General features: G+C 60.7%; 19 protein-coding genes. 8 read left to right on the forward strand and 11 right to left on the reverse strand.

Going from position 1 to position 24,233, the window contains the following annotated elements; genetic code table 11:
* The first annotated feature begins 14 nt into the window (after positions 1-14).
* Positions 15-1,316, forward strand: coding sequence for a protein kinase (locus AB3G88_RS16490; RefSeq protein WP_480450738.1), 1,302 nt, complete (start codon positions 15-17; stop codon positions 1,314-1,316).
* A 54-nt stretch (positions 1,317-1,370) separates the two neighbouring features.
* On the opposite strand, the gene AB3G88_RS16495 is transcribed toward AB3G88_RS16490, so the two are convergent.
* Together AB3G88_RS16495 and AB3G88_RS16500 are read right to left on the reverse strand one after the other, a co-directional pair.
* Positions 1,371-2,078 (reverse strand): YebC/PmpR family DNA-binding transcriptional regulator, encoded by a 708-nt coding sequence (locus AB3G88_RS16495; RefSeq protein WP_099586659.1) that lies wholly within the window; start codon positions 2,076-2,078, stop codon positions 1,371-1,373.
* A 99-nt stretch (positions 2,079-2,177) separates the two neighbouring features.
* Positions 2,178-3,035, reverse strand: a complete 858-nt coding sequence (locus tag AB3G88_RS16500; protein ID WP_099586658.1) for a LysR substrate-binding domain-containing protein — start codon at positions 3,033-3,035, stop codon at positions 2,178-2,180.
* Between the two features lie 112 nt (positions 3,036-3,147).
* Between AB3G88_RS16500 and AB3G88_RS16505 the strand changes: the two genes are divergently transcribed.
* The 3 genes from AB3G88_RS16505 to AB3G88_RS16515 all read left to right on the forward strand — a co-directional run bounded on the left by AB3G88_RS16505 (position 3,148) and on the right by AB3G88_RS16515 (position 5,771).
* The gene (locus AB3G88_RS16505; protein ID WP_112196003.1) at positions 3,148-4,275 is read left to right on the forward strand and encodes a 2-aminoethylphosphonate--pyruvate transaminase; all 1,128 of its coding nucleotides are present in this window, start codon (positions 3,148-3,150) and stop codon (positions 4,273-4,275) included.
* Positions 4,272-5,099 carry a phosphonoacetaldehyde hydrolase gene (gene phnX, locus AB3G88_RS16510; protein ID WP_099586656.1) on the forward strand — a complete coding sequence of 276 codons (828 nt, stop codon included), beginning with the start codon at positions 4,272-4,274 and terminating at the stop codon, positions 5,097-5,099. The genes AB3G88_RS16505 and phnX overlap by 4 nt, the downstream gene beginning before the upstream one ends.
* A 114-nt stretch (positions 5,100-5,213) precedes the next feature.
* Positions 5,214-5,771: a cytochrome b gene (locus AB3G88_RS16515; RefSeq protein WP_112196005.1), complete on the forward strand. Its 558-nt coding sequence runs from the start codon at positions 5,214-5,216 to the stop codon at positions 5,769-5,771.
* Here AB3G88_RS16515 and AB3G88_RS16520 read toward each other — a convergent pair.
* Positions 5,761-6,651, reverse strand: coding sequence for a 1-aminocyclopropane-1-carboxylate deaminase/D-cysteine desulfhydrase (locus tag AB3G88_RS16520; RefSeq protein ID WP_480450742.1), 891 nt, complete (start codon positions 6,649-6,651; stop codon positions 5,761-5,763). The genes AB3G88_RS16515 and AB3G88_RS16520 overlap by 11 nt on opposite strands.
* Before the next feature lie 57 nt (positions 6,652-6,708).
* The gene (locus AB3G88_RS16525) at positions 6,709-8,748 is read right to left on the reverse strand and encodes an NADPH-dependent 2,4-dienoyl-CoA reductase (protein ID WP_112196007.1); all 2,040 of its coding nucleotides are present in this window, start codon (positions 8,746-8,748) and stop codon (positions 6,709-6,711) included.
* A gap of 212 nt (positions 8,749-8,960) precedes the next feature.
* On the opposite strand from AB3G88_RS16525, the gene AB3G88_RS16530 reads away from it, so the two are divergent.
* The gene (locus AB3G88_RS16530) at positions 8,961-10,091 is read left to right on the forward strand and encodes a carbon-nitrogen hydrolase family protein (protein ID WP_400528177.1); all 1,131 of its coding nucleotides are present in this window, start codon (positions 8,961-8,963) and stop codon (positions 10,089-10,091) included.
* A gap of 4 nt (positions 10,092-10,095) precedes the next feature.
* Entirely contained in the window at positions 10,096-11,130 is a 1,035-nt protein-coding gene (locus AB3G88_RS16535) for an AraC family transcriptional regulator (RefSeq protein WP_112196009.1), read from the forward strand.
* Positions 11,131-11,430: 300 nt separating this feature from the next.
* On the opposite strand, the gene AB3G88_RS16540 is transcribed toward AB3G88_RS16535, so the two are convergent.
* On the reverse strand, positions 11,431-11,907 hold the full coding sequence (locus tag AB3G88_RS16540) for a MarR family winged helix-turn-helix transcriptional regulator (RefSeq protein WP_099586650.1): 477 nt from the start codon (positions 11,905-11,907) through the stop codon (positions 11,431-11,433).
* Between the two features lie 146 nt (positions 11,908-12,053).
* Here AB3G88_RS16540 and aceE point away from each other — a divergent pair, with 146 nt between their 5' ends.
* Positions 12,054-14,714, forward strand: a complete 2,661-nt coding sequence (gene aceE, locus AB3G88_RS16545; RefSeq protein WP_480450746.1) for a pyruvate dehydrogenase (acetyl-transferring), homodimeric type — start codon at positions 12,054-12,056, stop codon at positions 14,712-14,714.
* 1 nt (position 14,715) lies between these two features.
* On the opposite strand, the gene AB3G88_RS16550 is transcribed toward aceE, so the two are convergent.
* Complete coding sequence (locus AB3G88_RS16550) at positions 14,716-15,501, reverse strand: DUF2242 domain-containing protein (protein ID WP_480450748.1); 786 nt, start codon at positions 15,499-15,501, stop codon at positions 14,716-14,718.
* 89 nt (positions 15,502-15,590) lie between these two features.
* Positions 15,591-16,490 carry a LysR family transcriptional regulator gene (locus AB3G88_RS16555; RefSeq protein WP_480454450.1) on the reverse strand — a complete coding sequence of 300 codons (900 nt, stop codon included), beginning with the start codon at positions 16,488-16,490 and terminating at the stop codon, positions 15,591-15,593.
* 119 nt (positions 16,491-16,609) lie between these two features.
* Here AB3G88_RS16555 and AB3G88_RS16560 point away from each other — a divergent pair, with 119 nt between their 5' ends.
* Complete coding sequence (locus AB3G88_RS16560; protein ID WP_112196013.1) at positions 16,610-17,776, forward strand: MFS transporter; 1,167 nt, start codon at positions 16,610-16,612, stop codon at positions 17,774-17,776.
* A 62-nt stretch (positions 17,777-17,838) separates the two neighbouring features.
* Here AB3G88_RS16560 and AB3G88_RS16565 read toward each other — a convergent pair whose 3' ends face one another.
* From AB3G88_RS16565 to clpX, 4 genes are all read right to left on the reverse strand, one after another.
* Positions 17,839-19,713, reverse strand: a complete 1,875-nt coding sequence (locus tag AB3G88_RS16565; RefSeq protein ID WP_480450750.1) for a SurA N-terminal domain-containing protein — start codon at positions 19,711-19,713, stop codon at positions 17,839-17,841.
* Positions 19,714-19,943: 230 nt separating this feature from the next.
* A complete protein-coding gene (locus AB3G88_RS16570) occupies positions 19,944-20,216 on the reverse strand; it encodes an HU family DNA-binding protein (RefSeq protein WP_099586644.1) in 273 nt (90 codons plus the stop codon).
* A 149-nt stretch (positions 20,217-20,365) separates the two neighbouring features.
* A complete protein-coding gene (lon, locus tag AB3G88_RS16575) occupies positions 20,366-22,762 on the reverse strand; it encodes an endopeptidase La (RefSeq protein WP_122306535.1) in 2,397 nt (798 codons plus the stop codon).
* Positions 22,763-22,936: 174 nt separating this feature from the next.
* Complete coding sequence (clpX, locus tag AB3G88_RS16580; protein ID WP_003238279.1) at positions 22,937-24,220, reverse strand: ATP-dependent Clp protease ATP-binding subunit ClpX; 1,284 nt, start codon at positions 24,218-24,220, stop codon at positions 22,937-22,939.
* Positions 24,221-24,233 lie beyond the last annotated feature (13 nt).

Raw genomic sequence — 24,233 nt, forward strand, 5'->3', positions numbered from 1 at the left:
TGACCGCGCCGTTTATGAATACCCTCGCCCAACTCAAGGCCGGCCAGTTGGCCGGCATTACGCGCCTGGACCTGTCCTGCGGGCTCACCGAATTCCCTGAAGAAATCTTCGGGCTGGCCGACTCCCTGGAAGTTCTCAACCTCAGCGGTAACGCCCTGAGCTGCCTACCCGACGACCTCCACCGCCTGCCACACCTACGTGTGCTGTTCTGCTCGGACAACGCCTTTACCGAACTGCCGGAATGCCTGGGCCAATGCGCAAAGTTGAGCATGATCGGCTTCAAGGCCAACCAGATCAGCCACGTGCCTGCCGCCGCTCTGCCGCCGTTGCTGCGCTGGCTGATCCTCACCGACAACCGCATCAGCCAATTGCCTGACGCATTGGGCGAGCGTCCACTGCTGCAAAAACTGATGCTGGCCGGCAACCAGCTCGCGGCCCTGCCGGAAAGCCTGGCCAATTGTCACAACCTCGAATTGCTTCGCATCGCGTCCAACTGCCTGACCCGCCTGCCGCAATGGTTGTTAGCCCTGCCAAGCCTGACCTGGCTGGCCTATGCCGGTAACCCCGTGGAAATGGCCGTGGAGGTGACGGCAGACGTCGCAACACCGGCTATTGCGTGGACAGACCTGGAATTGGGCGAAGTGCTGGGCGAAGGCGCCTCGGGGGTGATCCGCAAGGCCCGGTGGAAAGCACAAGCCAAGCCGGTTGCCGTCAAACTCTACAAAGGCACCATCACCAGCGACGGCTCGCCGCTGCACGAAATGCAGGCCTGCATTGCCGCCGGCCTGCACCCCAACCTGATCAAGATCGAGGGCCGCGTGGTCGACCACCCGGACGACCAGGCCGCCCTGGTGATGGACCTGATCGAGCCCAGCTACCGCAACCTCGCCGCCCTGCCGAGCCTGGCGTCGTGCACTCGCGACATCTACGCACCAACCGCTCGTTTCAGTGCCGATGTGGCCTTGCGCATGGCACGGGGCATCGCCTCGGTGGCGGCACATTTACACCGGCACGGCATCACCCATGGCGACTTGTACGGCCACAATATTCTGTGGAATGACGCAGGGGATTGTCTGCTCGGGGATTTTGGCGCGGCGTCGTTCCATGCCACGGCCGATACCTTGGAGACACGGGCGTTGCAGCGAATTGAAGTGCGGGCGTTCGGGGTGTTGCTGGGGGAGTTGTTGGAGCGGGTTGAGGGTGGGGCAAGCGGTGAACTGTTGGAACTGCAAAGAATATGCTGTCAGCCGGATGTGTTGGCGCGACCGAACTTCGAAGAAATCGAGGCCTTGCTGACAGCCAGCCAGCACCCCTGAACATTGCGGGAGGGCGCTTGCCCCCCTCCCACAGTTGTCCAGCGATAAGTCCAATCAGCCAGCCAGGCCGACGAACATATCCTGCACGTCATCATGGTTGTCCAGGCCTTCCAGGAACGCCTCGACCTCAGCCATCTGCTCATCGCTCAACCCGCTCACCGGGTTTTTCGCGATGTAGCCCAGCTTGGCCGACAGCACGGTGAAACCCTGCTCCGGCAACGCTTTCTGTACCGCGTCCAGGTCGGTGGTTTCGGTGATGAACAGGGTGGTGCCCTCTTCTTCGCCGTCTTCAAAGTCCTGGGCACCGGCTTCAATCGCGGCCATTTCCGGATCGGCGTCCGGGGTATCCGGGGAAGCTTCGATCAGGCCGACATGGTTGAAGTCCCAGGCGACCGAGCCCGAAGCGCCCAGTTGGCCCTTGCGGAACGCCACGCGGATTTCCGCCACGGTGCGGTTGATGTTGTCGGTCACGCACTCGACGATCAACGGCACCTGGTGCGGGGCAAACCCTTCGTAGGTCACGCGGTGGTATTGCACGGTTTCACCGAGCAGACCGGCGCCCTTCTTGATCGCGCGGTCCAGGGTTTCCTTGGGCATCGAGGCCTTCTTGGCCTGCTCCACCACCAGACGCAAGTGAGCGTTGGTCGCGGTGTCGGCGCCGTTGCGGGCGGCGATGGTAATTTCTTTCACCAGCTTGCCGAAGATCTTGCCCTTGGCATTGGATGCCGCTTCTTTATGTTTGACTTTCCACTGTGCGCCCATGACTCACTCTCTGATATCCATAGCGCCGAGACGTCTACTGGCCGGCGCTTTGGGGGCAGAGTTTATAGCGCGAGAACGCATCGTTCCACCAAAAAACCCTCAGGGCGCCAACTCGAAAAACGCCTGAATCAAACGCAACGACCGGCGTCGCTCCATGCAGCCGAGCATGTGCCGATTCAGCAGCCCGTCGCCCTGGATCGGCACCGCGCGCACCCGCGGGTCCTGGCTGACCTCCATCGACGACACCACGCCCACACCCAACTCGGCGGCGACGGCCTCGGTTACCGCCTCGCGGCTGTCCAGTTCCAGCAACACCTTGGGCTGAACCTCGGCAGCCAGGCACGCATCGTCGAAGGTACGACGGGTGATGGAGTTGGGCTCACGCAGCACCATGATCACTTCGTGCAATTGCTTGAGCGCAATGCCCTCGGCCTGCGTCGCCCACGGATGCCCGGCCGGCACCAGCGCGCAAATGCGTGACTCGCTCAAAGGTTGCAAATGCAGGCCATTGCGCGGTTCCACTTCAGTCAGCACCGCCACATCCGCATGCTCGGACAGCAAGGCCGCGAGGGTTTCCTGGGCATTGCCCAGGCGCAGGTTGACCGTGATGCCGGGGTAGCGCGCACGCAGGCTGGCGATCATCGGCATGACCAGGTGCGGACCGTCCGCCGCCACTTCCAGGCGGCCGGTGAGCAGTTGCCGATTGGCCTCCAACAGCGCCTGCGCTTCGTCCACCAGGCCGAAGATCGCCCGAGTGATCGCCGCCAGGCGTGCGCCCTCCTCGGTCAATTCCACCCGCCGTGCCGTACGGCGCAACAGGGGAATCTGGTAGTACTCCTCCAGCGCCTTGATATGCCCGGTCACCGCCGGCTGGCTGATAAACAGCCGCGCCGCAGCTCGGGTAAAGCTGCCTTCGCGGGCTACCGCATCGAATGCGCGCAATTGAAACAGGTTCATGGTTATCGGCCTCACTGATAGCTCGCATAACAACAAACAATTTGATTGATAACAAGCCAAACTGCAATTTAGGCCCCGTAGCTTCACCCCCGATGCCTTGCGAGAACTTGCGATGAACACTGCCGCGCCGATCCTGCTGACCCCTGGCCCCCTCACCACATCCAGCCGCACCCGTCAGGCAATGCTGGTGGACTGGGGTTCATGGGATGACCGTTTCAACCAACTCACCGCCAGCGTCTGCACGCGACTGCTGGCAATCCTCAACGGCGCGGACAGCCATCACTGCGTGCCTTTGCAAGGCAGCGGAACCTTTGCCGTCGAAGCGGCCATCGGCACCCTGGTTCCACGCAACGGCAAGGTACTGGTGCTGATCAACGGCGCCTACGGCAAGCGCCTGGCGAAGATCTGCGAAGTGCTGGGCCGCGATTTCAGCACCTTTGAAACCGCTGAAAATGAACCCACCACTGCCGCCGATGTGGACCGTTTGCTCCAAGCCGACAAGGGCATCACCCACGTCGCCTTGATCCACTGCGAAACCAGCACGGGCATTCTCAATCCGTTACCGGAGATCGCCCAGGTCGTCAAAAACCACGGCAAACGCCTGATCATCGACGCCATGAGCTCCTTCGGCGCATTGCCCATTGATGCTCGCGACGTGCCGTTCGAAGCCTTGATCGCCGCCTCGGGCAAATGCCTGGAAGGCGTGCCCGGCATGGGTTTTGTCTTCGCCGAGAAGCAGGCACTGGCCGCCGCCCAAGGCAACTGCCATTCCCTGGCGATGGACCTGTTCGACCAGCACAGCTACAGGGTCAAGACCGGCCAATGGCGCTTCACCCCGCCGACCCACGTGGTCGCCGCCCTGCACGAGGCGCTGCTGCAGTATCAGGAAGAAGGCGGCCTGCCTGCTCGAAACCAACGCTACACCGACAACTGCCAGGCGCTGCTGGACGGCATGGCCAAGCTCGGTCTGCGCAGCTTCCTGCCGGCCGCCATCCAGGCGCCGATCATCGTCACCTTCCACGCCCCGCAAGACCCGCACTACCAGTTCAAGGACTTCTATGAACGGGTCAAGGCCAAGGGCTTCATCTTGTACCCCGGCAAATTGACCCAGGTGGAGACCTTCCGCGTCGGCTGCATCGGTCACGTCGACGCCGCCGACATGGGCGCCGCCGTCAGTGCAATCGCTGAGGCTTTGCAGGCCATGGGCATCACCCTTACATCCATTGGAGCGCCCGCATGAACTATCAAAACCCCAACACCCTCCAGGCCGTGATCCTCGATTGGGCCGGCACCGTGGTCGACTTCGGCTCCTTCGCGCCAACCCAGATTTTTGTCGAGGCCTTTGCCGAGTTCGACGTGCAAGTCTCTATCGAAGAGGCCCGCGGCCCGATGGGCATGGGCAAGTGGGACCACATCCGCACCCTCTGCGACCAGCCGCAAGTTGCCGAGCGTTACCGCAAGGCGTTCGGCCGTACGCCCACTGACGACGACGTCACCGCCATCTACCAACGCTTCATGCCGTTGCAGATCGAGAAGATCGCCGAACACTCGGCGCTGATTCCTGGCGCCCTCGACACCCTTGCGCAACTGCGCAAGCAAGGCATCAGGATCGGCTCCTGCTCCGGCTATCCCAAGCAGGTAATGGACAAGGTCGTCGCCCTGGCTGCCACCAATGGCTACGTCGCCGACCATGTCGTCGCCACCGACGAAGTGCCCAACGGCCGCCCTTGGCCAGCCCAGGCCCTGGCCAACGTGATTGCACTGGGGATTGACGATGTAGCAGCGTGCGTGAAGGTCGACGACACCGTGCCCGGCATCCTTGAAGGGCGTCGCGCCGGGATGTGGACCGTCGCGCTGACCTGCTCCGGCAACGCCCTGGGCCTGACCCATGAACAGTTCCAAGCCCTGGATGCCACCACCCTGGCCAGCGAACGCACGCGCATCGAAGCGATGTTCGAAGGCTCGCGCCCGCATTACCTGATCGACACCATCACCGACCTGCCGGCAGTGATCGCCGATATCAACCAGCGCCTGGCACGCGGTGAAATGCCGCAAAGCCACTGATAGAGGTCAACACAACGGCATTCGCGTAGGGCAAATCGTTCAAAACAGGCATAGAGTAAAAGGACTCCGTCGCCAAAGAACGGAGGCTTGCCCTGATGAACGAGGAACCCAGCGATGCCGTGGAAAAATTCCGATACGCGCTACAGCACTATGTCGATTGCGCTGCACTGGTTGATGGTGGTGCTGCTGGCGGTGGTCTACGCCTGCATAGAGTTACGCGGCCAGTTCCCCAAAGGCAGCGGCGCCCGCACGCTGATCGTCGAGATGCACTTTATGTTCGGTCTCACGGTGTTTGTGCTGGTGTGGCTGCGCCTGTTTGCGCGCAGCCTGGGGGTAGCGCCGAAGATCCTACCGGCACCGCCGCAATGGCAACGCCTGCTGGCCACCCTGATGCACGCCGCGCTGTACGCCCTGATGATCGGCATGCCGATTGCGGGCTGGCTGATTGTCAGCGCCGAGGGGCATTCGGTGATGTTCTATGGCATGGAATTGCCGCCGCTGATTGGCGAGAACAAGGCCCTGGCCAAAGAGATTGAAAGCTGGCACGTGCTGTTCGGCAAGATCGGCTACTGGCTGATCGGGCTGCATGCCGTGGCGGGGATCTTTCATCATTATGTGATGCGCGATAACACGGCGCTGCGGATGATGCCGGGTAAGCGCGCTAGTCTGTAAACCCTCGCCGGCCTTGCAGGCCGCCGGTGTGCACGAAGATCAGGCGAGTGCCGGGCGCGATGTGGCCGGCCTCGATCTGCTGTTTCAAGGCCAGTAATGCCTTGCCGGTGTAGAGCGGTTCCAGCGGCACGCCGCAGGCTTGTTGCGTGGCCTCGATAAAGTCGAGCAACAACGGGTCGACCTTGGCGAAGCCGCCCCGGCTGGCGTCCAGCAAGTGATAGCCGCCCGCCACCAGGGCACTCACGTTTTGCGCCACACCATGACCATCCGGCACGGCCAGTGCGCCGTACACCGGATGGGCGCCCGCCTCTGCCAGCACCAGACCCGCCAGCGTGGTGCCGGTGCCCGCTGCCAGCCACCACCCGTCGTAATCGGCCCAGCCCAGCTTGCTCAATTGCGCACGGGCCTGCTCAACCAGCACCCCGCAGCCCATTGCGCCGGCCAAACCGCCGCCGCCCTCCGGAACAGGATACAGATGGGGATATTGCTCACGCCAAGGCAACCAGAACCCCGGTTCATTGCGCGCGCGATAACCACCGTAACCGAGCCAATGCAGCTGCATACCGAACGCCTGCAAATCCTGGACGGTAGGCGTGTCTTGCGGATGGCCGCGCAGCAGGCCGACGGTGGCAAAGCCAAAACGCTTGCCCACCGCCGCCAGTGCGTGCAGATGGTTGGAGTAGGCACCGCCGAGGCTGATAACGCCGCTGGCCACGGCCCGTTGCGCCTGGGCCAGGTGTTCGGTGAGCTTGAACCACTTGTTGCCGCTGATCAGCGGGTCGATGCGGTCCAGGCGCAGCACGGCCAACTCGACGCCGTTCAGCCAATCCAGCGCCAAAGGTTCAAGGGGTGCATAGGGAAGCCAATCGAAGGGGCCCATCGGACGGGAACTGTATGAAAAACGGGGCGGTAGTCTAACACCGCCCCGCTCGGGGTTTTACAGCTCGGCGGCGAGGCGCGAGCCCTGGTTGATGGCACGCTTGGCGTCCAGCTCGGCCGCCACGTCAGCACCGCCGATCAGGTGCACGTTCTGGCCGGCAGCGACGAGGCCGTCGTGCAATTCGCGCAACGGGTCCTGGCCGGCGCAGATGACGATGTTGTCCACCGCTAACAGCTTTGGCTCACCTTCGGCGCCGATGCGGATATGCAGACCGTCATCGTCGATCTTCAGGTACTCGACACTGTTGAGCATCTGTACCTGCTTGTTCTTCAAGCCGGTGCGGTGAATCCAACCGGTGGTTTTGCCCAGGCCGTCGCCGACCTTGGAGGCCTTGCGTTGCAGCAGGAATACCTCACGCGCCGGCGCATGGCGCTCGGGTTTGATCCCGGCCACGCCGCCACGGGCTTGCAGTTGAGTGTCGATGCCCCACTCCTTCCAGAACGCTTCGCGATCCAGGCTGGTGGACACGCCCTGGTGGACGAGGAATTCGGATACGTCAAAACCAATACCGCCGGCGCCGATCACCGCGACGCGCTTACCCACTGGCTTGCGTTCGAGGATCACGTCCAGGTAGCTCAGCACCTTGGCATTGTCTACGCCGGGAATCGCCGGGGTACGCGGTGCGATGCCGGTGGCGAGGATGATCTCGTCGTAGCCGCCAGCCGCCAGTTGCGCCACATCCACACGGGTGTTGAGGCACAGCTCAACGTGGGTAGTCTGCAGCTTGCGCTTGAAGTAGCGCAGGGTTTCGAAGAACTCTTCCTTGCCCGGCACACGCTTGGCGATGTTGAACTGGCCGCCGATCTCGCTGGCCGAATCGAACAGCGTCACCTGGTGACCGCGCTCAGCCGCCACCGTGGCCGCAGCCAGACCCGCCGGGCCGGCGCCGACCACCGCAATCTTCTTGATCTGCTTGACCGGCAGGTAATTGAGCTCCGTCTCATAGCACGCGCGGGGGTTGACCAGGCAGGTGGTCAGCTTGCCGCCGAAGGTGTGGTCCAGGCAGGCCTGGTTGCAGCCGATGCAGGTGTTGATTTCATCGGCGCGGCCGGCGGCGGCTTTGTTGACGAACTCCGGGTCGGCAAGGAACGGCCGTGCCATCGAGACCATGTCCGCATCGCCTTCGGCGAGGATCTGCTCGGCGATTTCCGGGGTGTTGATGCGGTTGGTGGTGATCAACGGGATCTGCACCGCACCGCGCAACTTGGCCGTGACTTTGCTGAACGCGCCGCGTGGCACTTTGGTGGCGATGGTCGGGATACGCGCTTCATGCCAGCCGATCCCGGTATTGATAAGGGTCGCACCGGCCTGCTCGATGGCCTTGGCCAACTGCACGATTTCTTCCCAGGTGCTGCCGCCTTCCACCAGGTCGAGCATCGATAAACGGAAGATGATGATGAACTTCGGGCCGACCGCTTCGCGAACACGGCGCACGATTTCCACGGCGAGGCGCATGCGGTTTTCGTAGCTGCCACCCCAACGATCGGTGCGGTGGTTGGTGTGGGCGGCGAGGAACTGGTTAATGAAATAACCTTCGGAGCCCATGATTTCCACGCCGTCGTACTCGGCGACCTGAGCCAGCAGCGAGCAGGTGACAAAATCCTGGATCTGCTTTTCGATGCCCTCTTCGTCCAATTCCTTGGGCTTGAACGGGTTGATCGGCGCCTGGATGGCACTGGGCGCGACCTGCTTGGGGCTGTAGGCATAACGCCCGGCGTGGAGGATCTGCATGCAGATCTTGCCGCCCGCCTCGTGCACCGCGTGGGTGACGATCTTGTGCTTTTGTGCTTCTTCGTCGGTGGTCAGCTTGGCCGCACCAGCGTACACGCCGCCTTCATCATTCGGGCCAATCCCGCCGGTGACCATCAGGCCCACGCCGCCACGGGCGCGCTCGGCAAAATAAGCGGCCATACGTTCGAAACCACCGGGTTTTTCTTCCAGGCCGGTGTGCATCGAGCCCATCAGGGTACGGTTGCGCAGCGTGGTAAAACCCAGGTCCAACGGGGCCAGCAGGTGCGGGTAGGCAGCAGCGGTCATGGTACAGCTCCACAACGGATCATCACGGGACGTGGAAGGCTCGAATGGCCTGCCATCGGTTTATGTCCCACAGACTAAGAGGCCATCCCCTACCGCTCAATGACCGAAACTCACAACTTATTGATCCAAATGCACACCGCCCCTTGGCAAGCCTCTGCAGGGGCCCTACCCTAGTCAGCGAACCCTGCACCCGGTCTGTTGTCTGTTCCCCCATGCGTAAACTTCTAGCTTTTACCGTCACCCTGGCCCTGGTTGCCGCCATCGCCGCCTATCTGGTCTGGACCCAGGAGCGCCCCGTGGCGCATTACCTGTCGGACCTGCGCAGCACCGTCGCCGTCAACGAAGGCCAGCCTGCCGATCGCGGCAACCTGCTGGGCATCCAGCCGGAGCTGTTCCCCGCCGACTACCAGAGCCTGGAACGCCTGCACCTGAAGCTCGCGGCCTACCTGCAAAACGCCCGTGACCAAGGCCTGATCAACGACAAGACCATCGTGGTGTTACCTGAACACATCGGCACCTGGCTGATGCTCACTGGCGAGAAAAACGAGGTGTACCAGGCGCTGCATGTGAAGGACGCGATGCATTGGCTGTCGATCAGCAATCCGCTGCAGTTCCTGCGAGCCTGGATCAGCGCCACCGGCGATGACCGCACCAACGACGCCTACCTGCGCATGAAAGCCCCGGCCATGGCGCGTGACTACCAGGTGCTGTTCGGCGGCCTGGCCAAGGAGTTCGGGGTCACGGTGGTGGCCGGCTCCATCGCCCTGCCCAACCCGAGTGTGAGCCAGGGGCAACTCCAGGTCGGCCATGGTGCGCTGTACAACGCCAGCGTGGTGTTTGCAGCGGATGGCTTGCCCGTCGGCGATCTGCAACGCCAGCTCTACCCGATCTACGACGAGCGCGGCTTTATCGAGCCCGGTGATGAAAATGTCATCAGCGTGGTCGACACCCCGGCCGGGCGCCTCGGCGTGCTGGTGGGCAGTGACAGCTGGTACCCGGACAACTACCGCAAGCTTAACGAACAAGGCGCGCAGCTGATCGCGGTGCCAGCCTTTGTGCTCGGCCGCGACACCTGGGAACGTCCATGGCGTGGTTTTAAAAGTGTCTCCACACCCCAGGAAATCAGTCTCAAGCCCGAGGAACTCAGCGAAGGCGAAGCGTGGCGCCGCCTGACCTTGATCAGCCAGCAACCGATCAGCCAGGCCAGCGCCGGCATAAGCGTGTTCCTGCGCGGGCAGTTCTGGGACCTGGGCACTGCCGGGCAAAGCTTCCTCAGCCACAACGGGCAGATCAGCGCCGACGGCGACGCCCGTGGCGCGCGCTTGCTGAATATCTGGCTGTAACGCGGTGAAGCCGGTGCGCCTGGGGGATCTGTCGGTAGGCTTCGTACATACCCTGGCCGATGCGATCCACAGCCACGGCCTGGATCCGCAGCCGCTATTGCTGCAATACGGCCTCGACCCGGCGCGCCTCGCCGAAGCCGGCGCGCGCTTGTCGATCCCACGTTATATGCGCCTGGGCCATGCGGCCATCCAACTGACCGGCAACCCCGGATTGGGTTTGCGCATGGGTCAACTCAGCCGCATGAGCCAGGCGGGCCTGGCCGGCGTCACCGCCGCCCAGGCGCCCAACGTCCGCGAAGCCGCCCGCACACTCACACGCTTTGAGCCGCTGTATGGCGCCAACTATCGCGGGCAATCGAGTTTTCACGAGGATGCCGAAGGCGCCTGGCTGCGTTTTTATTCCATCAGCCCCTACAACGCCTACAACCGCTTTGTGGTGGACTCGATCATTTCCAGCTGGCTGCATCAGCTCGCCAGCCTGGCTCAACAACCGCTGCAGGCGCAACGCATCGAGATCGAGTTTGACGCCCCCGACTACAGCGAGCAGTACAGCCAATTGGGCGCGAGCCCGGTGCACTTCGGCGCCGAAGCCAACCAGGTGCGCCTGAGTCAATCGACCCTGAGCCTGCGCAACCCCCAGCATTGCCCGAGTACCTGGCAGCTGCTGCTGCAACTGTGTGAAAGGGAATTGGAGCAGTTGACCCGCACCCGCAGCCTGCGCGAGCGCATTACGCGGTTGCTCGGGCCGATGCTCAATGGCGGTCGGGAACCCGACCTGGAAGAAGTGGCGGCACGCTTGAAGCTGCCAACCTGGACACTGCGCCGAAAACTGGCCGAAGAAGGCACTCAGTTCCGGGCGATTCTCAACGATACCCGCCGCGACCTGGCCATGACCTACATTCGCGATACGGAACTGGCGTTCGGCGAGATCGCCTACTTGCTCGGTTTTGCCTCAGCCCAAGCGTTCCAGCGGGCCTTCAGGCGGTGGAACAACCAGACCCCAGGGGAATTTCGCCGCAGTCAGCGGCATTCCGCCTGACGTCGGTCTTACAGCTCTGTTGCGTCGTCTGCAGGTTCCAGCGGGTCCAGCTCAATCGCGTGGTACTCAAGCAGTTCTTCCTGGTAATCGTCCATAGTGGGCTCCTTGTCTTGAATTAAAAGCGGCTGCCAGTAAATGACCTGCACAGCCAGCCTAAAGTGCCGTCATGACGAAAAAATGTCGACGTCATGACGTTCCTGCACTCCAGGATTAAACGTAGCAGCGTTATTCGGATTTAGCACTGAGGTGTTGAGGCGCGATTGCCGTCGGGGGCAAGCCCCCTCCCACACTGGATCTGCATTACGTTTCGGACTTACCTCGGCCACGGGTTTGAACACCCGCCTCCATCGCCATCCCGGCGGCGCGCTCCAATGCATCTGCAAACCCCTGGCGCTGCTCCGGTTCGATCTGCGACAGGAACAATTCGTCCACCGTACTTTCGTAGATCTTCCACATTTTTTTGCGCAACGCTCGGCCGGCATCGGTGATCGACGCAAATGCCGCGCGGCCATCGCCGTCGGAGCGCGAACGCACCACCAGGCCGTCCTTTTCCAGGCGGTCTACCAGGCGCGTGAGGTTATAGCGCTCAATGGCCAGCACATCGGCCAGTTCGTGCATGCGGCGGGTGCCATCGGGGCCGCTTTCCAGGCCCCACAAGGCGTCATACCAGGCATACGGCGGCAGGTCCGCTGCGGCCAGCCGGCGCTCGATTTCACGGATGACCGTCCTGTGGGCCCTGACAAAACGGAACCATACATCAGGCTCTTTCGACGACATGCAACACCATCCGGTGGATTTCAAGAAGGTTGCAATAGTAGCTCATGCCGCGCTAAATTCGCCCATGTAGTTGCAATTGCAACCACTTTTGACGGCGCTCCCACAAGGAGCCCGCCACTTGAAATCCGCCTATCCTGGAGCCTCACATGACCCCGAATAACGCAGTCGGACGCGACGCAGATCCACAGGAAACCCGCGAGTGGCTGGAGTCCATCGAGTCGGTGCTGTCCGCCGAAGGCCGCCCGCGTGCCCATTACCTGATCGATCAGTTGCTGGATTTCGACGTAGCGCGGCATGGCGACTTCTACGGGCGGGTGACCACGCCTTACGTCAATACCATCGCGGTGGATCGCCAGTTGCCCTACCCCGGCAACCTGGCCATCGAACGCCGCACCAATGCGTTTATCCGTTGGAACGCCATGGCCATGGTGCTGCGCGCAGGCAAACACTCCGGGGTAGGTGGGCATATTGCTACTTATGCGTCAGCCGCTGTGCTGTATGACGTCGGTTTCGACCACTTCTTCCGTGGCCGCACCGACAGCTTCGACGGCGACCTGGTGTACATTCAGGGACACTCGTCGCCGGGCATCTACGGCCGCGCCTACCTCGAAGGCCGCATCAGCGAAGCACAGTTGGACAACTTCCGCCGCGAAGCCGGTGGCGAAGGTATTTCGTCCTACCCCCACCCACGCCTGATGCCGGACTTCTGGCAATTTCCCACTGTGTCCATGGGGCTCGGGCCAATCACGGCGGCCTATCAGGCGCGCTTTATGCGCTACCTGGAGTTTCGTGACCTCAAGCAACACCAGGGCCGCAAGGTGTGGGCATTTCTCGGTGATGGCGAAATGGACCAGCCAGAATCCCTGGCCGCTATCTCCCTGGCCGGACGCGAGAAGCTCGACAATCTGATCTTCGTGGTCAACTGCAACCTGCAACGCCTGGATGGCCCGGTACGCGGCAATGCCAAGGTAATCCAGGAGTTCGAAAGCCTGTACCGCGCCGCCGGCTGGAATGTGATCAAAGTGATCTGGGGCGGCGGCTGGGATGCATTGCTGGAAAAGGACACAAGCGGTCTGTTGCGCCAACGCATGATGGAATGCGTGGACGGTGACTATCAGAACTACAAATCCCAGAACGGCGCCTACGTACGCGAACACTTTTTCGGCAAATACCCGGAGTTGCTGGCACTGGTTGCGGACCTGTCCGATGACGATATCTGGAAACTCTCACGGGGCGGCCATGATCCGGACAAGGTCTACAACGCCTATGCCGCCGCCGTGCGTCACAGTGGCCAACCCACGGTGATCCTGGCAAAAACGGTAAAGGGCTTTGGCATGGGCGAAGCCGGCGAAGGCCAGAACATCAACCATCAGTTGAAGAAGATGGGCGCCGATGCCGTCAAAGCCTTCCGCGACCGCTTCGGCCTGGAAGTGCCGGACGAGCAACTTGCTGATATCCCGTACCTCAAGCCCCCAGCCGACAGCGAAGAAGCCCGCTACTTCGCCGCACGGCGTCAGGCCTTGGGTGGGTATGTGCCCGCACGCCACACTGCGGTCGAATCGTTGCAGATCCCCGAACTGAGCGCCTTCGCCACTCAACTCAAGGACACTGGTGAGCGCGCGATTTCCACCACCATGGCCTTCGTGCGCATCCTCGGCACCCTGCTCAAGGACCCGCACCTGGGCAAGCTGATCGTGCCTATCGTGCCGGACGAGTCGCGCACCTTCGGCATGGAAAGCCTGTTCCGTCAGATCGGCATCCACTCCGCCGTCGGCCAGCTCTACACCCCGCAGGACTCCGGCCAGTTGAGCTATTACAAGGAGAGCAAGGACGGACAGATCATGCAGGAAGGTCTGAATGAGTCCGGCGCGATTTCCTCGTGGATTGCGGCCAGCACGTCCTACAGCAACCACGGCTTGATGACCGTGCCGTTCTATATCTTCTATTCGATGTTCGGTTTCCAGCGCGTCGGCGACCTGGCCTGGGCAGCAGGCGATGCACGGGCACGCGGTTTCCTGCTGGGCGCCACCGCCGGACGCACCACGCTGATGGGCGAAGGCTTGCAGCATGACGACGGACATAGCCATATCCTCTCGTCGGTGATTCCGTGCTGCATCTCCTATGACCCGACCTTTGCCTACGAACTGGCGGTAATTATTCGCGAGGGCATGCGGCGCATGTACGTCGAGCAGGAAGACATTTACTACTACATCACCCTGCTCAACGAAAACTACCCGCACCCGGCGATGCCAGAGGGCGTGGAAAGCGGCATTCTCAAGGGCATGTACCTGCTCAGCGCCAGCCCTCAGGCACAGGTACAACTGATGGGCAGTGGTTCGATCCTGCGAGAAGTGATCGCCGCCGCTGAACTGCTGGCCAACGACTTCGGCGTGCACAGCGATGTGTGGAGTGTGACCAGCCTCACCGAGTTGCGCCGTGACGGGCATGCGGCCGAACGCTGGAACCTACTGCACCCGGAAAGTGAGCCGCGCGTAAGTTATGCAGAGCAATGCCTGGCCGGGCAAACGGGGCCAGTGGTGGTGGCGACGGACTACATGAAACTGTTCGCCGATCAGATTCGTCCGTTCGTGCCGGGACGGCGCTTTATCGCGTTGGGCACCGATGGTTTCGGGCAATCGGACACCCGGGAAACACTACGGGAGTTTTTTGAGGTGGACCGGTATTTCGTCGCGCTGGCAGCCTTGAAGGCACTGGCCGATGACAACGTGATCGGTCGCGACAAAGTCAGCGAGGCGATCAAGCGCTACGGGATCAACGTCGACAAGGCCGACCCCGTAGCAGTCTGATCTACTGCGCAGGCGTCGGCAGGGGCGGAATGGCTTCGGTCGGTGCCGGCAGGTCCGGATGGGCCGGTGCTGGCGTTGGCGTCGGTGCCGGCTCTTCCTGCGGCGCAATGGGCGCAGGCTCTGCCGGTGGTGCCACCGGTTCCGACGCAGCAGGCTCTTCCTTTGGCGCCTCGACCTTCTCGACCAGCGGTGCCGCCTTGGGCTCCGGCACACCCAGGTCAGCCTTGGGCTGCTCGGGAATATGCTCGGCCTTCTTCACTTCCTGGGGCAGGAACACGTCCACCAGCGCGAAGTAACGCTCGTAGAACTTCGGCGCGGACACCGTCTCACTGGCCACCTTGACCATCGAGTCATCGGTGGAGCCGATCGGCATCGACACCGATCCCAGTACGCCCACACCCAGGCTCGCGGAGTTGTTGACCTTCTTCAGCGCGTAACGGTCCTGCAGGGCGTTGGCGAACATCGTCGAATGGTTGGTGCCTTTGCCATCATCGGCACACACCACGTTGAAGCTGATCTGCAGATGGGTTTCGCCGGTCTGCTGGAAGCTTTTGTTACCGACGACGACCTTGGGATCGCTGCTGGTGATGATGTAGCCCTGGCTCAGCAAGGCACGCCGGGCCGCTTCGCACGCCGCGGCATCACTGACCGGGTAATCCCTGGAAAACGTGCCGGAGTCGTCGAAACTCTCATGTTCATAAATAGCGGGTTTGGGTGACGAGCAGCCCGCGGCGCCCGCCAACACCAGCGCCAGCCCGAGGCTACGCAAGTGAAATGATGTCGACATCGATAATCCTGAAGAAAACAGTCCGGGCGGTATTGTGCAACAGAACGAGGCCTTGGCGCGCACATTCCTGTCGGTAAAACGTCACAGGGCTACAGCATGGCGACTGTGGGAAAAAGCCCTGCGCACATATGATCTATAAACACGCGCAACTTGGTCGAAGCATGGCGACTTGATGGCCACAACATCCAGAAACTGCCACGGTGCTCCAGATAATCATCCAGCACCCGTTGCAGTCGTCCCTCGCGCACCGCCTGGTTGACCATGTAGTCGGGCAGGCAAGCAATCCCCAGCCCTTCGTGGACCACATGGTTGAGCGACTCAATAGTGGTGCTGGTCAGCGAAGTGCGCAACGTCAGTTCGCCAGCACCGGGCTCCAGGCGCAACGGCCAGGGTTCCAGCTTACCGGTGGCGCAGAACTTGTGACGCAGGCAGGCGTGTCCATTTAAATGCTCGGGTTGTTGCGGCGTGCCGTGCTGCACGAAGTACGCCGGCGTGCCCACCAGCACCAGTTGGTAATGCCCCAGATGACGGGCCATCAAGCGCGAATCTTCCGGCTTGCCGGTACGAATTACCGCATCGAACCCTTCCTCGATCACGTCCACCATGCGGTCGGAAAAATCCACATCCAGCTCGATATCCGGGTACGCACGCATGAAGTCACTGAGCACCGGCATCAGCAGGCCGCGCACTTGTGGCACGCTGATGCGCAACTTGCCCCGAGGCGTCGCACTGGCTTCGGTCAACTCGCGCTCCGCCGCTTCGACTTCGGCCAGAATCCGCCGTGAACGCTCAAGGAACAGCGCGCCCTCTCCCGTCAGGGTAATGCTGCGTGTACTGCGATGAAACAGCCGTACACCCAGACGCTCTTCCATCCGCGCAATGCTTTTGCCCACGGCCGAAGACGACACACCCAATACCCGTCCGGCGACGGTAAAGCTGCGGGTCTCCGCCACCTGCACAAATACCGACAGGCTGCCCAAACTGTCCATCATCCTGCCTCAGCTGATTACGGACATCCACGTCCGATAAGTTCGGAACCTTAGCCTGTTTTTCCATCGGTCACAGCCCCCTACTCTGCTGGCTTGCCCTTTCGCATGGAAACAGCGCTATGAGCTCTAACGCTTCACTGGCTGATGCCGCCGCCACAGCCCGACACGAATCCCTGCCTTTGGGCGGCCTGCTGGCCCTGGCCTCGGCGGGATTCATCACCATCCTCACCGAAGCCATGCCCGCCGGGCTGCTACCGCAGATGGGCGAAGGCCTCGGCGTGTCGCCAGCACTGGTTGGCCAACTGGTCACCCTCTACGCCCTTGGATCGTTATTGGCAGCCATCCCACTCACGCTGCTGACCCGAGGTTGGCGCAGACGTCCGCTGCTGCTGATCGCCATCGGCGGCTTTGCCTTGGTCAACAGCGTAACGGCCTTCTCCAGCCACTATGGGCTGACGCTGGTGGCGCGTTTTTTTGCCGGGGTGTTTGCCGGACTGCTTTGGGCGCTACTGGCGGGTTACGCCAGCAGAATGGTCGCGCCACATTTGCAAGGCCGGGCAATCGCCGTGGCAATGCTCGGCGCACCACTGGCCTTGTCCCTGGGCGTGCCAGCGGGAACCTGGCTCGGTGCGGCCGTTGGCTGGCGACTGAGCTTTGCGATCATGACCGGCCTCACGCTGGTGCTGCTGATATGGGCTCGCTGGCAACTGCCCGACTTCGCGGGTCAACCGACGGGCAAGCGCCTGGGATTACGCCAAGTACTTGCATTGCCCGGCATCCGCCCTGTGTTGTGGGTGACCTTTACCTACGTCTTGGCCCACAACATTCTCTATACCTACATCGCTCCATTGCTGGTGCCCGCCGCACTTGCCACCGACATCGACCGGGTGCTGCTGGTGTTTGGCCTCGCCGCGCTGCTGAGCATCTGGCTGACCGGGGTATTGATTGACCGGTGGCTGCGCACACTGCTGCTGATCAGTTGCGCATTGTTTGGCCTGATCGGCTTGGCGCTGGTGTTTTGGATCGACGTGCCGGTGGCGGTGTACATCGCTGTCGCGTTATGGGGCCTCGCGTTCGGCGGTCTGCCGGCTTTGCTGCAAACAGCGCTGGCCAAATCAGCAGGGGAATCGGCGGATGCCGCGCAGTCGATGCTGGTGACCGTGTGGAACCTGGGAATTGCTGGCGGCGGCCTGATAGGCGGCCTCCTGCTGCAGCGCTGGGGCGTCAGTGCGTTCCCGTGGGCGGTGGTGGGATTGATGCTCCTGGCCGTGGCCAAGCACCGATAAAACAGTGGACATAAAAAAACCCCCGGTCTTTTCAGGCCGGGGGTTTTTTATTCAAACCGCCATCAGAACTTCTTGATGTCAGCCTGGGTTTCCAACTGCTTGCGGTACGCCGCGAAGTCTTGCTGGCCGACACGGGAAGCGAGGTATTGGCGGTATTGCGCCTTTTCTTCGTCCGATGGGGCTGCAGCTTCATTCACACCGTTCAAGCGCACGATCGCCAGGCTACCGTCAGCCAGGGTCACGGTGGTGAAGGTCGGCTTGTCCTTGGCCGCAGGCTTAGGCATGCGGAACAGGGCTTGCAGCACGGCAGGATCGATCGCTTCCGCACTGCGGCTAGCCGCTTCAGTGACTTTCCACGCCTGGCCGTCAACCGGTTGGTTCAGCGGCGTCTTGCCATCACGCAGGCTGGCGATCAGCTCGTCAGCGTGAGTCTTGGCAGCCGCGCTGGCGCGCTCCTTGGCCATCTGGGTGCGGATTGCCGCGGCAACGCTTTCCAGCGGCAGTTGCGCCGGTTTGCGGTGCTCTTTGGCACGCAGCACGATGATGGTTTCCGGGTCCAGCTCAATGGCGGTGCTGTTGGCACCTTCATCCAGCACTTCCGGGCTGAACGCTGCGGTGACCACGGCACGGTTGGCCGCAACACCTTCGCCACCTTCACGGCCAAACGGCGCGGAGGTGTGCACGGTCAGCTTCAGGTCGGAGGCAGGTTGAGCCAGGTCCGACGCTTCGAATGCCGCATCTTCCAATTGCTTGGTCGCTTCGACAAAACGCTGTTCAACCTGCTGTGCCTTGAGCTCGCGGGTCAGCTTGTCTTTCAGGCTGGCGAACGATGGCACTTCAGGCGCCTCAACGCCCAGCAACTTGATCAGATGCAAACCGAAGGTAGTGCGCACTGGCGCCGACACCTGGTCTTGCTTCAATCCGTACAGCGCGGTTTCGAAGTCCGGGTCATAAACGCCAGGGCCGGCAAAGCCGAGGTCACCGCCATTGTTGGCCGAACCTGGGTCCTGGGAGAACTCCTTGGCCAGGGCTTCGAACTTCTCACCCTTGGCCAGGCGCGCCTGGATGTCTTCGATCTTGGCCTTGGCTTGCGCCTCGGTGACCTTGTCATTGACTTCAATCAGGATGTGCGCGGCACGACGCTGTTCAGCGAGGTTGGCGGTTTCCTTCTCGTAGGCAGCCTGCAGCTCATCGTCCTTGACGTTGACCTGGTCGAAGAAGGAAGACTTCTTCAATTCCAGATAGTCGATGACCACCTGGTCCGGGGTCATGAACTCTTTGGCGTGCTGGTCGTAGTAAGCCTTGACCTCGTCGTCGGCGAGTTTCACCGCCGCAGGGTTGGCCTTGATGTTGACGGTGGCGAAATCGCGGGTCTGTTTTTCCAGACGGGCGAATGCGAGCACTTCGGCATCGGTGACGAAACCGCTGCCGGCAATGCCTGCGCGAACCTGGCCGATCAGCATTTCCTGGGTCATCATCTGACGGAACTGCAGACGGCTGTAGCCCAACTGACGGATCACCTGGTCAAAGCGTTCGGCGCTGAACTTGCCGTCGACCTGGAATTCCGGCGTTTGCAGGATCACTTGGTCCAATGCAGCTTCAGAGAAACCGAATTTGGAATCGGCGGCGCCTTGCAGCAGCAGCTTGCGATCGATCAGGCCTTTGAGGGCCGCTTCGCGCAGCAGTTTTTCGTCCAGCAGCGAAGCATCGAAATCCTTGCCCAACTGTTGCATCAGCTGGCGACGTTGCATGTCGACGGCCTGGCTCAGCTCGGTCTGGGTGATTTCTTCACCGTTGACCTTGGCCACGTCCTGCTTGTTATTACCCGAAGCCTGGAAAATGGCCTCGATACCGGTGAACGCCATCAATGCGACGATGATCCCGATAATGGTCTTGGCAATCCAGCCTTGTGAATTGTCCCTGATATTTTGCAGCATGCGTCCCCCAGAAACGGTTGAACTTCAAAAATTGGCAACCGTGGAGCGTGGGTAGAGTCCGGATAGAAGAAAGGCGCATCCGAGGATGCGCCTTCTCGTAACTGGCGGAGCGGACGGGGGGTTGAACCTGCACCCCCGGCGTGGCGACCCAATGGATAGGTGGGTCAGCTGCCGCTCCGCTGCCAGGCCAGACCTGCGTCCGACCCGGGTAGCAAAGGCTTGATCGAAGCTTAGTTGACGGCTTCTTTCAGGGCTTTACCGGCTTTGAAACCTGGTTTCTTGGCAGCAGCGATTTCCAGTGCTTTGCCAGTCTGTGGGTTGCGGCCAGTGCGAGCTGGGCGGTCAGTCACAGAGAAAGTACCGAAGCCTACCAGTACCACGGAGTCGCCGGCCTTCAGAGCGCCAGTGACGGATTCGATTACTGCATCCAGCGCACGGCCAGCAGCAGCTTTCGGGATATCAGCGGATGCAGCGATAGCATCAATCAGTTCCGACTTGTTCACTCTAAGTCCCCTTATATATCTATTGAGTATGATTCTAAGTTTTTTGGTAAACAGCAAAAATCAGTGCTGAATGGCCTACAGACACTTAAGAGCCGCTTTATAACAAGGGCTCTAAAAAGCTGTCAAGGAAGCCACCAAGCTTATTCACATTAATGCGTGCTAATTCTTTCCTTGGAATCAGACTCTCGTTTTTCGTCCTTGGCAACTATCTCCGGGGCCACATCCGGCAAGGGCTCCGGCGCGTATTGCAGCGCAATTTGCAGGACCTCGTCAATCCATTTAACCGGTTTAATCTGAAGATCCTGCTTGATGTTGTCAGGAATTTCCTTCAAGTCGCGAACATTCTCTTCAGGAATGATCACAGTCTTGATACCACCCCGATGTGCGGCAAGCAATTTCTCTTTCAGACCACCGATCGCCAATACTTGACCACGCAGGGTGATTTCCCCAGTCATAGCCACATCGGCACGCACCGGAATGCCGGTCAATGCCGACACCAGCGCCGTGCACATGCCTACGCCAGCGCTAGGGCCGTCTTTAGGCGTCGCCCCTTCCGGCATGTGGATGTGGGTGTCGTGCTTCTCGTGGAAGTCCAGGGGAATCCCCAGGCTCCTGGCGCGGCTGCGCACCACGGTCTGCGCGGCGGTGATGGATTCGACCATCACGTCACCCAGGGAACCGGTCTTGATCAATTGGCCTTTACCCGGAATCACCGCGGCTTCGATGGTCAGCAACTCGCCGCCCACCTGGGTCCACGCCAGGCCAGTCACCTGCCCTACCTGATCCTGCTGCTCGGCCAGGCCGTAGCGGAATTTCTTCACGCCCAGGAAGTGCTCCAGGGAGTCGGCCACGACCTTCACCGAGAAGCGTTTTTCCAGCGCGTGCTCTTTGACCGCCTTGCGGCAAATCTTCGCGATCTGGCGCTCAAGGCCCCGTACACCGGCCTCGCGGGTGTAGTAACGCACGATGTCGCGGATCGCTTCGATGTCAAATTCGATCTCGCCCTTCTTCAGGCCGTTGGCCGAAATCTGCTTGGGCGCGAGGTATTTGACCGCGATATTGATCTTCTCGTCTTCGGTGTAGCCCGGCAGACGAATCACCTCCATCCGGTCCAGCAAGGCCGGTGGAATGTTCATGGAATTGGAGGTGCACAGGAACATTACGTCGGACAAGTCGTAGTCGACTTCCAGGTAATGGTCGTTGAAGTTGTGATTTTGTTCAGGGTCGAGCACTTCCAGCAACGCCGATGCCGGATCGCCACGCATGTCGCTGCCCATTTTGTCGATTTCATCGAGCAGGAACAGCGGGTTGCGCACTCCCACTTTTGTCATCTTTTGAATCAATCTTCCTGGCATCGAACCGATGTAAGTCCGGCGATGACCACGGATTTCCGCCTCATCACGCACACCGCCGAGGGCCATGCGTACGAATTTGCGGTTGGTGGCACTGGCAATCGACTCGGCCAGGGAGGTTTTACCGACCCCCGGAGGACCAACCAGGCACAACACCGGACCACGAATTTTCTTCACACGCTTTTGCACGGCGAGGTATTCGAGGATCCGTTCTTTGACTTCTTCAAGGCCATAGTGATCGGCGTCGAGAATTTCTTCGGCACGGGTCAGGTCCAGACGCACCTTGGTCTGAGCCTTCCACGGCACCTGCACCAGCCAGTCAATGTACGAACGCACCACAGTGGCTTCAGCGGACATCGGCGACATCTGCTTGAGCTTGTTCAGCTCGGCATTGGCCTTGGTCAGGGCGTCTTTCGGCAGGCCGGCGGCATCGATGCGCTTTTTCAGCTCTTCGATTTCGTTGTGGCCATCCTCGCTGTCGCCGAGCTCTTTCTGAATGGCCTTCATCTGCTCATTCAGGTAGTACTCGCGCTGGCTGCGCTCCATTTGCTTCTTCACACGACCACGGATGCGCTTTTCAACCTGCAACAGGTCGATCTCCGCATCCAGCAACGCCAGCACGTGTTCAACACGGGCCGACAGGTCGATGATTTCGAGGATGTCTTGCTTCTGCTCGATCTTCAGCGCCATGTGCGCGGCCATGGTGTCGACCAGGCGGCTTGGCTCATCAATGCTGTTGAGGGAAGACAGGACTTCAGCCGGGACTTTTTTGCCCAACTGCACATACTGCTCGAACTGCGAGAGCAGGCTGCGTACAAAAACCTCGGATTCGCGCTCAGGGGCTTCGACTTCGTCGATCAGCGCCACTTCGGCGCGCAGGTGACCATCCACCTCCATGAAACGCTCTACCGCCCCACGTTGCTCGCCTTCCACCAGCACCTTGACGGTGCCATCAGGCAGTTTCAGCAGTTGCAGAACGGTGGCAATGGTACCGACGCGATACAGGGCGTCTTCGCCTGGATCATCATCAGCAGGATTTCTCTGGGCCAACAGCAGGATCTGCTTGTCGCCCGTCATCGCTGCCTCAAGGGCTTCGATAGACTTCTCGCGCCCCACGAACAGCGGGATAACCATGTGCGGATAGACGACGACATCACGCAACGGCAGGAGAGGCAATTCAATGGTTGTCTTCATGATTTCGCCTCTATGACAGTTCAAAAATAAGCTTGAAACCAAGATGGGGGCTGCATGCAAAAAAAACAAGCTTATTGCCAGCAGTTAAACGCAGTAAACGCGTCAGGATAAAAACTCGCGCAAAAAACAAAGGGGCCCTAGGGGCCCCTTGTTTGTACCTAAACTGCGAAACGCTTACGCGTCTGGCGCAGCCTTGGCAGTCGGCTCACTGTTTTCGTAGATATACAGTGGCTTGGACTTACCTTCTATAACGCTTTCGTCGATCACCACTTTACTCACCTCGGACTGCGAGGGGATTTCATACATGGTGTCGAGCAACACGCCTTCAAGGATAGAACGCAGACCACGTGCACCGGTCTTGCGCTCCAGCGCTCGCTTGGCTACCGACTTGAGTGCGTCAGTACGGAACTCAAGGTCCACACCTTCCATCTCAAACAGCTTGGCATATTGCTTGGTCAGGGCGTTTTTCGGCTCGGTGAGGATCTGAATCAGAGCAGCCTCATCCAACTCGTCCAACGTGGCCAGGACCGGCAAACGGCCAACGAATTCGGGGATCAGACCGAACTTGACCAGATCGTCAGGCTCGACTTCACGCAGGGACTCGCCCACCTTCTTGCCTTCTTCCTTGCTGCGCACTTCTGCACTGAAACCGATACCGCCCCGGGTAGAACGTTGCTGGATAACTTTTTCCAGCCCGGAGAATGCACCGCCACAGATAAACAGGATGTTGCGCGTATCTACCTGAAGGAATTCCTGCTGCGGGTGCTTGCGGCCGCCTTGTGGCGGTACGGAAGCTACCGTGCCTTCGATCAGTTTCAACAGGGCCTGCTGCACGCCTTCACCGGAAACATCCCGAGTGATCGACGGGTTGTCAGACTTGCGCGAGATCTTGTCGATTTCGTCGATGTAGACAATACCCATCTGGGCTTTCTCTACGTCGTAGTCGCACTTCTGCAGCAGTTTCTGAATGATGTTCTCAACGTCCTCACCCACGTAGCCAGCCTCGGTGAGGGTGGTGGCGTCGGCGATGGTGAACGGAACATTCAACAGACGAGCGAGGGTTTCTGCAAGCAGGGTTTTACCCGAGCCTGTAGGACCGATCAGCAAGATGTTGCTCTTGCCGAGTTCGACTTCGTCGCCTTTCTTGTCACGCTGGTTCAGACGTTTGTAGTGGTTGTACACCGCTACGGCCAGAACCTTCTTTGCACGCTCTTGACCAATCACGTATTGATCAAGGATGCCGCTGATTTCTTTAGGCGAAGGCAATTTATGCGCGCTGCTTTCGGCCTGGGCTTCCTGCACCTCCTCACGGATGATGTCATTGCACAGGTCGACGCACTCGTCGCAGATAAAGACCGAGGGGCCGGCAATCAACTTGCGTACTTCATGCTGGCTTTTGCCACAGAAGGAGCAATAGAGCAGCTTGCCGTTGTCCTCGCCGTTGCGGGTGTCAGTCATTCGTTCGATCCAA

It is taken from the genome of Pseudomonas arvensis (assembly GCF_056688935.1).

Bases quoted from the DNA above. Each gene is read 5' to 3' on its own strand.
- AB3G88_RS16490 (WP_480450738.1), top strand. From the start codon at position 15: ATGAATACCCTCGCCCAACTCAAGGCCGGCCAGTTGGCCGGCATTACG.
- AB3G88_RS16495 (WP_099586659.1), bottom strand. From the start codon at position 2,078: ATGGGCGCACAGTGGAAAGTCAAACATAAAGAAGCGGCATCCAATGCC.
- AB3G88_RS16500 (WP_099586658.1), bottom strand. From the start codon at position 3,035: ATGAACCTGTTTCAATTGCGCGCATTCGATGCGGTAGCCCGCGAAGGC.
- AB3G88_RS16505 (WP_112196003.1), top strand. From the start codon at position 3,148: ATGAACACTGCCGCGCCGATCCTGCTGACCCCTGGCCCCCTCACCACA.
- phnX (WP_099586656.1), top strand. From the start codon at position 4,272: ATGAACTATCAAAACCCCAACACCCTCCAGGCCGTGATCCTCGATTGG.
- AB3G88_RS16515 (WP_112196005.1), top strand. From the start codon at position 5,214: ATGCCGTGGAAAAATTCCGATACGCGCTACAGCACTATGTCGATTGCG.
- AB3G88_RS16520 (WP_480450742.1), bottom strand. From the start codon at position 6,651: ATGGGCCCCTTCGATTGGCTTCCCTATGCACCCCTTGAACCTTTGGCG.
- AB3G88_RS16525 (WP_112196007.1), bottom strand. From the start codon at position 8,748: ATGACCGCTGCTGCCTACCCGCACCTGCTGGCCCCGTTGGACCTGGGT.
- AB3G88_RS16530 (WP_400528177.1), top strand. From the start codon at position 8,961: ATGCGTAAACTTCTAGCTTTTACCGTCACCCTGGCCCTGGTTGCCGCC.
- AB3G88_RS16540 (WP_099586650.1), bottom strand. From the start codon at position 11,907: ATGTCGTCGAAAGAGCCTGATGTATGGTTCCGTTTTGTCAGGGCCCAC.
- aceE (WP_480450746.1), top strand. From the start codon at position 12,054: ATGACCCCGAATAACGCAGTCGGACGCGACGCAGATCCACAGGAAACC.
- AB3G88_RS16550 (WP_480450748.1), bottom strand. From the start codon at position 15,501: ATGTCGACATCATTTCACTTGCGTAGCCTCGGGCTGGCGCTGGTGTTG.
- AB3G88_RS16555 (WP_480454450.1), bottom strand. From the start codon at position 16,490: ATGGACAGTTTGGGCAGCCTGTCGGTATTTGTGCAGGTGGCGGAGACC.
- AB3G88_RS16560 (WP_112196013.1), top strand. From the start codon at position 16,610: ATGAGCTCTAACGCTTCACTGGCTGATGCCGCCGCCACAGCCCGACAC.
- AB3G88_RS16565 (WP_480450750.1), bottom strand. From the start codon at position 19,713: ATGCTGCAAAATATCAGGGACAATTCACAAGGCTGGATTGCCAAGACC.
- lon (WP_122306535.1), bottom strand. From the start codon at position 22,762: ATGAAGACAACCATTGAATTGCCTCTCCTGCCGTTGCGTGATGTCGTC.
- clpX (WP_003238279.1), bottom strand. From the start codon at position 24,220: ATGACTGACACCCGCAACGGCGAGGACAACGGCAAGCTGCTCTATTGC.